This is a genomic window from Dactylosporangium sp. CA-139114 (assembly GCF_050955725.1).
Taxonomy (GTDB): Bacteria; Actinomycetota; Actinomycetes; order Mycobacteriales; family Micromonosporaceae; genus Dactylosporangium.
Window position 1 is genome coordinate 6228315 of the sequence record NZ_CP192080.1, and the last position, 13120, is coordinate 6241434.

At 70.4% G+C, this 13120-nt stretch carries 8 protein-coding genes; 3 read left to right on the forward strand and 5 right to left on the reverse strand.

Translation table 11 applies throughout. The annotated features are described in order from the left end of the window. Positions 1–173: 173 nt before the first annotated feature. Complete coding sequence (locus ACQP2P_RS27550) at positions 174–1346, reverse strand: substrate-binding domain-containing protein (RefSeq protein ID WP_433605514.1); 1173 nt, start codon at positions 1344–1346, stop codon at positions 174–176. A 98-nt stretch (positions 1347–1444) separates the two neighbouring features. On the opposite strand from ACQP2P_RS27550, the gene ACQP2P_RS27555 reads away from it, so the two are divergent. From ACQP2P_RS27555 to ACQP2P_RS27565, 3 genes are all read left to right on the forward strand, one after another. Further along, positions 1445–1924, forward strand: a complete 480-nt coding sequence (locus tag ACQP2P_RS27555; protein WP_433605516.1) for a MarR family winged helix-turn-helix transcriptional regulator — start codon at positions 1445–1447, stop codon at positions 1922–1924. 139 nt (positions 1925–2063) lie between these two features. Then, positions 2064–3584, forward strand: a complete 1521-nt coding sequence (locus tag ACQP2P_RS27560; RefSeq protein ID WP_433605518.1) for an alpha-N-arabinofuranosidase — start codon at positions 2064–2066, stop codon at positions 3582–3584. A gap of 263 nt (positions 3585–3847) precedes the next feature. Beyond that, complete coding sequence (locus tag ACQP2P_RS27565) at positions 3848–4714, forward strand: substrate-binding domain-containing protein (protein ID WP_433605520.1); 867 nt, start codon at positions 3848–3850, stop codon at positions 4712–4714. A 113-nt stretch (positions 4715–4827) separates the two neighbouring features. On the opposite strand, the gene ACQP2P_RS27570 is transcribed toward ACQP2P_RS27565, so the two are convergent. The 4 genes from ACQP2P_RS27570 to ACQP2P_RS27585 form a co-directional block, all read right to left on the reverse strand. Continuing rightward, positions 4828–7221 carry a ricin-type beta-trefoil lectin domain protein gene (locus tag ACQP2P_RS27570; RefSeq protein WP_433605522.1) on the reverse strand — a complete coding sequence of 798 codons (2394 nt, stop codon included), beginning with the start codon at positions 7219–7221 and terminating at the stop codon, positions 4828–4830. A 13-nt stretch (positions 7222–7234) separates the two neighbouring features. Continuing rightward, complete coding sequence (locus ACQP2P_RS27575) at positions 7235–9214, reverse strand: alpha-L-fucosidase (protein WP_433605524.1); 1980 nt, start codon at positions 9212–9214, stop codon at positions 7235–7237. 106 nt (positions 9215–9320) lie between these two features. Beyond that, positions 9321–10769, reverse strand: coding sequence for a non-reducing end alpha-L-arabinofuranosidase family hydrolase (locus ACQP2P_RS27580; protein ID WP_433619292.1), 1449 nt, complete (start codon positions 10767–10769; stop codon positions 9321–9323). Positions 10770–10801: 32 nt separating this feature from the next. Continuing rightward, entirely contained in the window at positions 10802–12892 is a 2091-nt protein-coding gene (locus ACQP2P_RS27585; protein WP_433605526.1) for a family 43 glycosylhydrolase, read from the reverse strand. Between the last annotated feature and the right edge of the window lie 228 nt (positions 12893–13120).

Genomic DNA, 13120 nt, shown 5'->3' on the forward strand with positions numbered 1-13120 from the left:
CCGCTTCCGCACGGAAAGAAAAATAGCCAGCCAATCGGCTGGCCTTTCATGCACACGGATTCGCGCGGTCCCGGCAGGGGCAGGACGACATCCGGCAGCACGGAGCCGAGACGTGCGGAACTCCGGCAGATGCTTCACGCAGGAAGCATCTTCGGTGCCGATCGCGGGCGCTGTCAAGCGTCCGGCGGCCCCGCCGGCAATTGGGCGACCACATCGAAAACGAGGCCGCGCGCCTCGGCCAGGTAAATGCGCTGGCGAACGTGGCGGCGCCGCATACGCAACAATCCGCGCGGCCCCTCGAAAGACACCGACTCGGCGCTGGCGCCGATGGCCCGCACATCGAGCGACCGGGCCTGTTCGATCAGCGCGGCCAGCAGCAGGACACCCTCGTAGCACGACTCGCCCAGGCTGCCCAGCGGCGGGGCGTCGACCCCGAACCGGCGCGCGTACTGCGCGTGGAAGTCCAGGTTCTCGGCGGTGACCAGCGATGCGAAGAACCCCGCGGTGCTGAACAGGCCGTGCGTCGCCGCCCCGCCGCTGCCCAGCAACATGTTCTCGTCCATGAGCGTGCTCAGCCGCACACACCGCTGGTCGAGCCCGGCCCGGGCGAACGCACGGTTGAACCGCACCGCGTCGTTGCCGACGAGCAGCATCAGCACCGCGTCCGCCCCGGCCCGCTCGACCCGCCGCAGCACGTCGGCGAAGTCGTGGGTGCCGAGCGGCACGTACGCCTCGCCACAGATGCGGGCGCCGGACCGGGCCGCATAGCGCCGGGCGGCCTGCGCGGAGCGCCTGGGCCACACGTAGTCGTTGCCGACGATGAACCATCGCCGGAGCCTGCGCTCCTGCGCCAGTGTCCGCATCGCCGGGTACAGCTGGATGTCGGGCGTCTCGCTGGTCAGGAAGACCCCGTCGGTGCGCTCGCCGCCCTCGTACAGGGCCGTGTACACGTACGGCACCCGGTTCGCGATCCGGGGCGCCACCGCCTGGCGCACCGAGGAGATGTGCCACCCGGTGACCCCCTGCACGGCCCCCGACGACACGAGCGCATCCACCTCGGCCGCCACCCGCTGCGGCGCGGCGCCGCCGTCGACCGGCACCAACCGCAGTTCCCGCCCCAGCACGCCCCCGGCCCGGTTGACCTCCTCGACCGCCAGCTCGGCACACAGCTCACAGCTCGGCCCGAAGATTCCGGCGGTGCCCTGCAGCGGCACGACCAGGGCCACCGCCACCGTCTCGTCGCCGATCTCCAGCAGCTCGGAGCGCTCGCGCGCAAATGCCACCGGCGGCCCGGAGGAGACGGGGCCGGGCACCGGACCGGGCACCAGCCGGCCAGACCGAGACATAGCGACATGCTTCCCCGCGCGGTGCAGGATCTCCAGAGCGTTCCCGCAGATGCGGCCGTTCTGTAGCATGGCCTTGCCCCGCCGGCCCGAGGAGTGTCATGACCGATGCGCGCGCTGGTCGGCCCCAGGACCTGACCCAGCTGCTGACGCGAGCGGAGCGGCTGCTGAGCCGTCGCCTCACCACGATCCTCGATGTGGAGGGGCACTCCCTCGACGCCTGGCGCGTCATCAGCCTGCTCTCCGACGGTGCGGGCCACCACATGACCGAGATCGCCGAGCACGCGTTCCTGCCGCCCGCCACGCTCACCAAGCTGGTCGACCACCTCGTCGAGGACAATCTCGTCTACCGGCGCGGCGACGAGATCGACCGCCGCCGGGTCCGTGCGCACCTCACCCCGCGCGGTCGCCGGCTCCACCAGCGCATCAGCCAGCAGATCGATGCGAGCACGAGCACGCTGGCCATCGCCGCCGGCGAGCGGGAGCTCCTGCAAGAGCTGCTCACCAGCCTCCTCGACGCGCTCGACGATCCCGCCGCCACCGCGAATCAGCAGCGCCGCCAGCGACTCGGGACCGCCTGACGGCCGAGCGCGCCGCCGCCGGTGGGCACCGCGTCACGGACGGGCCGGCCGGTCCGCCGTCCCGGGCCGTGACCAGGAGCTGTGGCGGCTTGACCATCGGGACCCTCATCATGAACCGGACACTCCGCAAAGGACATCGATGCTGCAAGTGCGTGTCACCCTCGACCCCGCCGCCGTCGTCGCCCCGGTCAGCCGCCGCACCTTCGGCTCCTTCGTCGAGCACATGGGCCGGTGCGTCTACACCGGCATCTACGAGCCCGGCCACCCGCTCGCCGACGAGGACGGGTTCCGCACCGACGTCCTGGCCCTGACCCGCGAGCTCGGCGTCACCACGGTGCGCTACCCCGGCGGGAACTTCGTCTCCGGATACCGCTGGGAGGACGGTGTGGGGCCGCGCGAGCACCGCCCCCGCCGCCGCGACCTGGCCTGGCACGGCATCGAGACGAACGAGGTCGGCATCGACGAGTTCGCCCGGTGGGCGGCCAAGGCCGACGTGGAGATCATGTACGCGGTGAACCTCGGGACCCGCGGCGTGCAGGAGGCTCTGGACGTCCACGAGTACTGCAACCAGCCCGCCGGCACCCGCCTGGCCGACCTGCGCCGGGCCAACGGCGCCGAGGAGCCGTACGGCATCTCCATGTGGTGCCTGGGCAACGAGCTCGACGGGCCGTGGCAGATCGGGCACAAGAGTGCCCGCGAATACGGCCGGCTCGCCGCCGCCACCGCCCGCGCCCTGCGCGCCGCGGAGCCGGGCCTGCAGCTGGTGGCCTGTGGCAGCTCCGGCTCCGGCATGCCGACGTTCGGCGCCTGGGAGGCCACGGTCCTGGAGGAGGCGTACGACCTGGTCGACTACGTCTCCTGCCACGCCTACTACGAGGAGCACGACGGCGACCTCGGCTCGTTCCTGGCGTGCGCCACCGACATGGACCACTTCGTCGACAGCATCGTGGCCACCGCCGACAGCGTCGGAGCCCGGCTGCGCAGCCGCAAGAAGATGCAGCTCTCCTTCGACGAGTGGAACGTCTGGTACATGTCCCGCTTCCAGGCCCGGCCGACGCCCACGCAGTGGCAGGTCGCCGCGCCGGTGATCGAGGACGAATACAACGTCGCCGACGCGGTCGTGGTGGGCAACCTGCTGATCTCGCTGCTGCGGCACAGCGACCGGGTCACCGCCGCCTGCCAGGCCCAGCTCGTCAACGTCATCGCGCCGATCCGCACCGAACCCGGGGGGCCGGCCTGGCGGCAGAGCATCTTCCACCCGTTCGCGCGCACCGCCGCCCTGGCCCGCGGCGTCGTCCTGCGCACGACCGTCGACGCGCCCGGGTACGAGACCTCCCGCTACGGCGAGGCCCCGATCGTCGACGCCGTCGCCACCTACGACGCCGCCACCGGCGCCCTGGCACTGTTCGCGGTCAACCGCGACCAGGCCCGGCCGGTGGAACTGACCGTCGATCTGCGGGCCTTCGGGGCACCGGCCCGGCCGGCCGGGTCGTGGACGCTGTGGGACGACGACGTGCGCGCCACCAACACCCGCGACCGGCCCGACCGCGTCACGCTGCGGCCCGCCGAGGACGTGACCGTCGACGGCCACACGGCGACGCTCCGGCTGCCCCCGATCTCCTGGACCGCGGCCCGCCTCACCACCGCGCCGACCGGCTGAGCCCACGGCTCGCGCCGCACCGGCGGCACCCCCACCGGGCCCGGCCGTCGCGCGACGACGGCCGGCGAGGACGTCGGTTGACATCGGCGAAGTGAGCGCTAACACTTCCGCATGTATTCGCGAAAGACCGACCGGCCGGCCGCGACCGGCAGAGCCCTGGAGGGACCCCCGTTGCCTGCGTGCACTCCCCGCCGAGGGTACCGCTGACGGTGCTCCCAACGGATCGGCGTCAGCCCGGGCGCGTCCGGTCGCGGGTGATCGGCGTGATCACCCGCGACCGGGCCGTGCACGGAGCCTCCTCGGCGCTGCTGGGCATCGAGCGCGCCGCGCGCACGGCGGGCTACAGCCTGCGGGTCGAGTCGCTGCGCCGGGCCGACCAGCACACCGTGGCCGCGGCGCTGGCCACCCTGGGCAGCCAGGCCGTCACCGGGGTGATCGCCGCCGCGTCGCTCCCGCCGACCGCGCTGCTGCGGCTCGCCGGGAATGTGCCCGTCGTCGCCATCCAGTCCGACACGTCCGGGACGGTCCCCGCGATCGTCACGGACCAGGCCGCGGGGGCCCGGGCCGCGGTGTCGCACCTGCTGCGGCTCGGGCACGCGCAGGTGTGGCACGTGTCGGGCGCGGACGACTGGCCGGAGACGCACAGCCGCATCGCGGGCTGGCGGGCGGCACATCGCGCGTTCCGCCGCCCGTCGCCGTCGATGCTCGAGGGCGACTGGAGCGCCGAGTCCGGCTACGCCGCCGGGCTCCAACTGGCCCGCCGCGCGGACGTGACGGCGGTCTTCGCCGCTGGGGACCAGATGGCCGTCGGCGTGCTGCGCGCCTTCGCCGAGCGGGGCATCCGCGTGCCCGACGACGTCAGCGTCGTGGGCTTCGACGACATCCCGGAGGCGGCATACCTCCACCCGCCGCTGACCACGGTCCGGCAGGACTACGACGAGATCGGCCGGCGCTGTGTCACGGCGCTGCTGGAGCTTGACGCCGTCACCGGGCACGGCGGACTGGTGGGCCAGGACCTCGACCGCGCCCTCCCGCCGCAGCTGGTGATCCGGGACACGACCAGGAGGGTCGCGGCTGCCCGGCGCCGGGCGCGAGCCGTCGCCGCCGCGCGTGACCCGGCGGCCGGGTAGGAACCGCCGGCGGACGCGACGAGCCGCCGAGGACCCGGCCACCGGGATACACCGGAGTCACAAGGCGCAGGCCGCCCCCTGGGGCGGCCTGCGAGACGTGCGTCGATCAGGGATCAGCTTCGGGTCCACAGCTGGTTGCTGCCGTTGTTGCAGGTCCACAGGACCACCGGGGTGCTGTTGGCCGTCCCGGCACCGCTCGCGTCGAGGCACAGGCCGGACTGCACGCCGGTGACGGTGCCGTCGGCGTTGACGTTCCACTGCTGGTTGGACTGGCCGTTGCAGTCCCAGATGACGACCCTGGTGCCGGGGGCCGTCGCCGCGCCCTCGGCGTCGAGGCACTTGGTGCCGTACACCTGCAGCTGTTTGCCGCCGGTGAGCGTCCACTGCTGGTTGGCGCCGCCGTTGCAGTCCCACAGCGCCAGCCGGGTGCCGTTGGTCTGTGCCTGCGACGGGACGTCGAGGCAGCGGCCGGCGTTGAGGTTGCGCAGCGGGGCCGTGGCGCCGCCGGAGCCGCCGGGGCCGGCCACGACGGAGAGGTTGTCGAACTGGGCGGTCTCGCCCTGGCTGGTGCCGAAGCCGACCTGGCCCGAGCCGTAGGCGCCGTCGGTGACGCTGCCGACCGTGGTGCCGTCGATCGTCGCGGTGATCGTGCTGCCCGAGAAGCCGAGCGCCAGACTGTGCCAGCGGTTCAGGCCCAGCGCCGCGACCGTACCGCTGCGAAGGGTGGTGAGGTTGCCGCTGCTGCTGTTGCGCAGGATCGACCAGGCGCCGCCGTCGGTGACGCGCAGGTAGTAGGCGTTCTGGTTGCCGATCGGGTCGAGGTTCTGGCCGCCGACCCGGCCCTCGAGCTGCACGTAGCCGGACTTCTCCAGCAGCGCGTCGGCGGAGACGGTGTAGTTGGCCCAGGACAGGTTGCCGCCGTAGGTGCTGGGGTCGGCGAGAGTCTTCCAGGTGATCGGCGCCTGGGGCGAGGACTGCCGCAGGCACAGGCCGGAGCGGCCGGCCCCGCACGCGGCGGTCTCGAACGCGCCCTGCATGTCCTGCAGGTATCTGGGCAGCCGGCCGGCGGCGTAGCCGTCGAAGGTGTCGGTGTAGGGCAGCGCCAGCGCGCCCTGGGCGGGGCTGGTCGCGGTGCCCTTGCCCTGTCCGGTCGTGGTGGTGATGGAGTAGAGGTAGCCGGGCTGGACGGTCAGGGAGAACGCGCCCCCGGTGGGCGTGATGTCGGCGGCGTGGCGGAACTGGTCCGCGGCGTTGCCGGAGTTGAGGTTGGTCGACCAGACGTGCACGGTGCCGGTGGACAGCCCGCCGGTGGCGGTGAAGTTGAGCGTCTGCGCGGCGGTCGCGTCCATGGTCTCGATGATGGTGCTGTAGTCGGTGTTGTTCGTCGACTTCAGGCTGACGTAGCTGCCGTTGCCGCGGTTGCCGCCGATGTAGCCGCTGGAGGAGTCGAGGTACTTCCAGCCGGGCGCGGTGAACTGGGTGGTGTGGGCCAGGGCCCAGGTGTCCTTGCCGACGGCGTACCAGCCCGACCACGGCTGGTTGGCCAGCACCAGCCCGACGGTGCTCCACGGCACGTTCGGGGTGACCGCGGCGATGAGGTCCCAGTTGAGGTAGGCGGTCATCTTCCCGTCGATGTAGCCGCGGTTGATGCCGCGCGCGAGGGGCTTGGCGCCGTCGTTGTAGTCCTGCGAGCCGCCTTCGCTGTCCCACAGCGTCTCGCCGGAGTTGAGGGCGTTGGCCGACACCGTGCAGGTGGTCTGGGCGCTGAGGTAGCCGCACGGGTAGTGGCCGCTGAGCACGTCGATGGCGTTGCGCAGGGACGCGTTGCTCGCGACGGCGTTGGCCGGGTTCCAGCTGCCGGGGTAGTCGTCCCCGAAGATGATCTTCACGCCGCTGTACCCGTTGGCGTTGAGCGCGCTGCGCAGGCTGATGGTCCAGTTGGCGTCGGTGCGCTTCTCGTTCTGGGCCGCGGTGAGGTAGTCGATGGTGAGGTTGTGCTGTCGCGCGCAGCCGAGCCACGAGATCAGGTAGTCGATCATGTCCGTGGACATGAAGTTGCCGTTGCCGATCCAGCCCGGCGCACCCCAGGCCAGGCCGGCCAGCTTGATGCCGGGGTTGCGGGCCTTGGCCTGCTCCATGATCCACCACTCGTAGCCGCGGTTGCAGTTCAGGTCGCCGCGGAAGTGCGCGTGGCTGGGCTCCGAGCCGCTCGTCGAGTTGGTGTCGCCGCCGATCTCGACCTTGAGGATCTGCAGGGCGGCGCCGTAGGCCGGGCTGAACAGGTAGTCGAGGATCTGGCCGCGCTGCGGTTCGGGGTAGTCGATCAGCAGCCGGCTGTTGCCGCCGCCGCCGCTGACCGCGCCGACGCCGTCGAACGTCCGGCCGCCCGAGGAGCCGTTGACGGTGATGGACGTGGCGGCCGCGACCGGCCCGGCGGCCGCCACGACGACGCCGGCCGCGGCCAGCAGCACACCGGCCAGCGCGGCGAGAGGTTTGTTGCGTAGCACGGGTGGCGCCCCTTCAGACGGCGGTGATGGTCCACTGGTTGTTGGTGCTGCCGTTCGGCGCCCACAGCACGACGGTGGACCCGACGGTGGCGTTGCCGGCGCCGTCGAGGGCCGTGCCGGTGCCGCGGTTGATGATCTGGTACCGCCCGTTGCCGACGCTGTTGAGCCGCCACTGCTGGTTGTTGCCGCCGTTCCACGCCGCCTGCATCGCGTTCGCGCCGTTGGCGGTGTTGCCCCAGCTGTCGGCGACCATCCCGTTGGTGCGGTTGACGATGCGGACGTAGCCGGTGCCGAGGTCGACGATCTGCCACTGCAGGTTCGTGCTGCCGTCGTAGTTCCACTGCTTGAGCACCGACCCGGACGCGACGCTGCCGCCGCTGTCGAGCACCAGGCCGGTCGTGGCGTTGGCGATGCGGACCCAGCCGGTCGTGGTCCCGCCGTTGCCGAGGGCGGGGATCTGGCCCGAGAACGTCAGCCGGACCACGTACGCGCCGGCGCTGTACGGAGCGCTCGACGAGGGCATCGTGATGTGCAGGCCGGAGCCGTCCTGGACGCGGGTCGGCAGGTTGATGGCGGTGCCGGCCGTCGAGCCGAGCAGTTCCACGGCGCTGAGCGAGCCGAGGTTGATCCGGTTCGAGCTCAGCGTCGTGATGTGCAGGGTGCTGCCGGGCCAGCCCAGCACGGTGGCGTACAGCACCCGGTTGTCCTTGCTGCGGGTGAACCGGATGTCCTGGGCGGTGCCGGTGCGCGGGGTCTGGAAGGAGCCGCCGCCCATCTGCGTCGGGCCCTCGCCGTAGACGGTCCAGGCCCGGGTCGCGTAAACCGACTCGCCGAAGCGCTTGAGGTGATCGCCGATCGCGAGCAGGATGCTGCGCTGCCCGGACGGGATCGTGCCGTCGGCCATCGGGGCGATGTTGAGCACCATCGTGCCGTTCTTGCTGACCCGGTCGAGCAGGGCGTGCAGCAGCGCGGTGGCCGGGTAGTAGCCGATGCCGTTGGTGTAGCACCAGCTCGAGCTCGAGACGCTGTCGTCGGTGAGCCAGTACGGGCTCTGGATGTCGGCCGGGCCGCCGCGCTCGAAGTCGTAGACCTCGCCGCGGTTGTTGAAGCCGTCCTTGTAGGTGGCGGCCACGTCCCGGTTCCACGCGACCGCGCGGTTGTAGTAGTACGACAGGAAGTTCAGCCGCTGCGCCTCGCTCACCTGGCCGAGGTTGAAGTCCTGGAAGATGATGTCGGGCTGGTAGCCGTCGATGACCTCACGGAGCTTGTCGTACCACAGCTGCTGCTCGGCCGCGCCCAGCTGACCGTAGAGCTTGCGCAGGCTCGCGTCCGACTGCTGCGGGACCCACTGGTAGTAGCCGGTGAAGTTGTAGGCGTGGTGCAGCGAGACGTACAGCCGCAGGCCCTTGGCCCGGATGGCGTCGGCGTGCAGCCGCAGCAGGTCCAGGCGCGGCCCCTTGGCGACCGAGTTCCACTCGTTGACGCTGCTGTTCCACATGGAGAAGCCGTCGTGGTGCTCGGCGACCGGGCCGGCGAACTTCGCGCCGGCGTCGGCGAACAGCTGGGCCCACGCGTCGGGGTCGAAGTTGCCACCGGCGGAGACGAGCCGCGGCGCGAACTGCACGAAGTTGCCGGCCTTGTCGCGGGCCCCGTTGATGAAGTTGTGGTACGGCCACACCGACGGATCGCCGTAGACGGCCTTGTGGTGGTTGTTCTCGTTCGAGCCGTTGTTGTACATGTTGCGCGGGTACCACTCGCTGGCGTACGCCGGGACGCTGAAGGCGCCCCAGTGGTAGTAGATGCCGAACTTGGCGTCCTGGAACCACTCCGGCGCGGGCGGGTGCTGGTCGACCGACGACCAGGCCGCGGTGTAGCTCTGCGGGCCGCTGGTGGCCGTGGCGGCGCCGGGCCTCGACAGCCCGGCGGCGGTCGCCACGGTGGAGGCGGCGGCCACGGTCAGCAGACCGCGGCGGGACAGAAACAAGGAGGACATGGCGGTACCTCTCGATCCGTCGTACGTAAGTGTTCGCGAGACCTCGACGGGTGGCCGCAGGCGACGCCGATCCGCCTGCGACCACCGGAACTACGCCGAGGGACGGTCAGCGTTGCAGGGTCAGCACGCCCGGGCGGTAGGGCAGCAGGCCGTAGTCGCCGCCGGAGCTCGGGGACCGGCCCTGATACAGCAGCTGCAGGTTGCACGGGTCGATCGTCTTGGTCTGATCGGGGTTGGTGCGCACCAGGTCACCGTGGCTGATGTCGTTGGTCCAGGTCGCACCACTGTTGGCCTTGCCCGCGAACGGGTTGCTCTCACTGGCCGCCTGCGGCGTCCACGACCCACCCAGACTCGTCGCGGTGAACGACCGGAAGTAACGCCCCTGACCACCGATCGCCTCGACAAGCATCAGGTACTGGTTCTGCCCCTGCACCTTGTAGACCTCGACCCCCTCGAACAGGTTGTTGGTCGAGTCACTCATCACCTGCGTGTAACTGGAACCGAAACTGCCCGGGAAGTTCCCGATCGGCATGCTCGCCCGGTAGATCTTGCCGTTGTCACCGGCGAAGAACAGATACATGTTCGACCCGTCACCGATGATCGTCTGATCGATCGGACCCGTCCCAGAACCCGAAATACTCCCCGTGAACAGCGTCTGCTGCGCCGACCAGCCATTCGGATTGGACGGATCACTCGACGTACGGTACGAAAACGCCGTCCCACCCCACTGATACGTCAGCACCCAGACGTTCTTCGGCGCGAAGTAGAACAACGTCGGCGCGACCGCACTGAAACTCATCCGGTTCTGACTCGCCGACCCCATGTCCGACCAGTTCGTGAACAAACCGAAATTCATCGACCCCCACGACGAACCCGTGTCATGCGTCGTGGCATACACCAGATGCTTCCCGTTGTAGACCACATTCGTGAAGTCCTTCAACGACACCCAACCATTCGCCGGACTCGCCAGCGCACCCGTCGACGACCACCGGTACGACGACGGCAGCGAACAGCCCCCGCCCGTGTTGCCCGGCGTGGTCGGGGTCGTGCCGTCGACCCGGACCAGCTGCCACTGCTGGTTGGTGCCGCCCCAGTCGCTGTACTGCACGACCGCTCCCCCGTCGGCGGTCGAGGCGCCCTGCACCTCGACGGCCTTGCTGGAGTTGCGGTTGATGAGCCGCACGTAGCCGCTGTCGGAGTCGGCGAGGCGGAACTGCTGGTTCGTGCCGTTGCCGTCGGTCCACTGCACGAGCTTGGCGGAGTCGGCGGTGGAGAGGTTGTAGACGTCGAGGACCTTGCCCGAGTGGCGCGCCTTGAGCCGGTAGTAGCCGCCACCGGAGTCGACGAACTGCCACTGCTGGTTCTGCCCGCCGGAGCGGCTGTACTGCTGGATGCACGCACCGTCCGCGGTGGACGCGCCGCAGACGTCGAGGGCCTTGCCGGAGTTGCGGTTGACGAGGGTGTACCACGCCGTGGTGTCGACGGTCGCCGCCGAGGCGGAGGTCGCGTTGACAGCGACCACCACCCCGGCCGCCACGACCGTCGCCGCCAGCATGGCGCCGAGGGCTTTGCTGTGCACGGAAACTCCTAAGCGGTCTGGGTGAACGAGCGCACGGTGACGGCGCCACCGAGCGACCTGGTGGCGTAGTTGAAGACGGCGTAGCGGTAGCCCATGAAGAACTGCCAGGCGTTGTTGAGCGTGAACGCCGGCCCGAGGGCGGTGAAATTGACGCCGTCGGTGCTGTAGGAGAACCGGGCCTGCCGCCCGGAGCCGGGCCGGATGTCGGCGGTGGCGCGCAGCCAGATCCGGCCGCCGGTGACGGCGGCCGAGGCCGCTACCGAGCCCGTGCCGGTGGTGTTCCAGCTGCCGTCCATGGTCAAGCCGTTCACCATGGTGACGCGGGTCGACCCGTTGTCGCGCTGCAGACCGATCCAGGCCGAGGAGTCGCGCAGCATGGCCAGGCCGGAGCGGTCCCCGTCGGCCATCGCCGAGGAGTCCAGCTCGACGGTCGCCGTCGAGGACGGGCCCTGGATGCGCTGGGTCAGCGTGTTGCGGGCCGAGTACAGGTCGTTCGTCACGGTCGCGGTCTGCAGCCGCAGGCCGCTGCCGGACGACCACCTGGTGTTGTCCGGGTTGTGGTTCCACTCCCACTGCGGGCCGAGCGCGGCGGTGGTGAACGTGTCGGTGCCGACCATCGGCTTGACGGTCTTCGAGGTCGTGATGTTCGGCCTCGGGTAGTTCACGCCCCACGCGCCGTTGACGGTCTGCAGCACCGGCCAGTCGCCGCTCCACGTGATCGGCGCGAGCGTCGGCACCCGGCCGCCCGGGTAGGCGTCGGTGAACGCCATGTAGTACCAGTCGCCGTTCTGGGTCTGCACGAGCCCGCCCTGGTGCGGCACGCCCCCGCCGGAGATGGGGCCGGGCGTGTTGAGCAGGACCTGGCGCATCTCGTACGGGCCCCACGGGCTGGAGGAGCGCAGCACGTACTGCCCGTTGGCGGGGCGGGTGACCCAGATGTAGTAGTACCCGTTGCGCTTGTAGAACCGTGAGCCCTCGAGCGTGATGCCGGACGGCGCGGTGAACACCTGCTGCGAGCGGACCTGGCTCGTCCCGTCCGCCGACAGCTGCGCGACGCTGAGGGTGCTGTTGCCGTAGGCGACGTACATGGTGTCGTTGTCGTCGATGAGCATGCCGGCGTCGTAGTAGCAGGAGTTGATCCGGGCCTTCTTCGACCAGGTCCCGTCGACCGCCGAGGCGGTGTAGACGTAGGTCCGGTTGAACTCCACGCAGCCGAGCCAGTAGTAGGTGCTGTTGCTCGGACGGTAGTTCAGCGTCGAGGCCCAGATGCCCTTGACGTAGGCCCGGCCGCCGCTGAGGTTGTAGGCGTTGGAGTCGAAGTCGAGGCTCGGCACGGAGTGCCCGGCGTACTCCCAGTGCACGAGGTCGTAGGAGCGCAGGATCGGCGCGCCCGGCGAGTAGTGCATGGTCGAGGCGGAGTAGTAGTAGGCGTCGCCGACACGGATGATGTCGCCGTCGGCGAAGTCCTGCCAGACCACCGGGTTGGTGAACTGCCCGGCCGGCGCCGAGGTGCTCGGCGTCGGGCTGGTCCCGCCGTCGGCCCGCACCAGCTGCCACTGCTGGTTGGCGCCGCCCCAGTCGCTGTACTGCACGATGTTGCCGCCGTCCGTGGTCGACGCGTTCTGCACCTCGACCGCCTTGCCGGAGTTGCGGTTGAGCAGCCGCACGTAACCACCGTCGGAGTCGGCGAGGCGGAACTGCTGGTTCGTGCCGTTGCCGTCGGCCCACTGCACGATGCTCGCGCCGTCGGCGGTGGAGAGGTTGTAGACGTCGAGCACCTTGCCCGACGAGCGCGACTTGAGGCGGTAGTAGCCGCCGCCGGAGTCGACGAACTGCCACTGCTGGTTCGCGCCGTTGTTGCGGGTCCACTGGGTGATGCGCGCGCCGTCGTTGGTGGCCGAGTTGTAGACGTCGATGGCCTTGCCGCTGTTGCGGTTGACGAGGGTGTACCAGGCGCTCGTGTCGACCGTGGCGGCGGCGGCCGGGGCGATGTGCACCACGACGGCGGCCGCCGCGGCCAGCACGAGCACGGCGGCGAAGGCCGTCGCGGACCGGCGCCGTGTGACTGCGGGCGCGTTGCGATGGAGAAGGGCAGGCATGAGGTAAGTCCTTCTGGCGGTAGGGACTTCACTGTTTGTTAGCGCTAACAGCGGTGCGTCAACGCGTCCGGCCGTCAGGCATCGAGATCGATGAGGTTGCCAGATCGAGCCCGCGCTTTCAAGCCTTGACCGCCATTGCCGCGCGAATTGGCGCGATTGCGGTCCGCCGACCTTTCACGCGCTCCCTCCATAACACTTTCGCGGCAAAGTTCTGGAAGGAGCGCTTCG

What these genes read in the sequence shown, in the direction of transcription:
- ACQP2P_RS27575 (WP_433605524.1), bottom strand. Translation starts at nt 9,214, where the DNA reads ATGTCCTCCTTGTTTCTGTCCCGCCGCGGTCTGCTGACCGTGGCCGCC.
- ACQP2P_RS27555 (WP_433605516.1), top strand. Translation starts at nt 1,445, where the DNA reads ATGACCGATGCGCGCGCTGGTCGGCCCCAGGACCTGACCCAGCTGCTG.
- ACQP2P_RS27585 (WP_433605526.1), bottom strand. Translation starts at nt 12,892, where the DNA reads ATGCCTGCCCTTCTCCATCGCAACGCGCCCGCAGTCACACGGCGCCGG.
- ACQP2P_RS27550 (WP_433605514.1), bottom strand. Translation starts at nt 1,346, where the DNA reads ATGTCTCGGTCTGGCCGGCTGGTGCCCGGTCCGGTGCCCGGCCCCGTC.
- ACQP2P_RS27580 (WP_433619292.1), bottom strand. Translation starts at nt 10,769, where the DNA reads ATGCTGGCGGCGACGGTCGTGGCGGCCGGGGTGGTGGTCGCTGTCAAC.
- ACQP2P_RS27560 (WP_433605518.1), top strand. Translation starts at nt 2,064, where the DNA reads ATGCTGCAAGTGCGTGTCACCCTCGACCCCGCCGCCGTCGTCGCCCCG.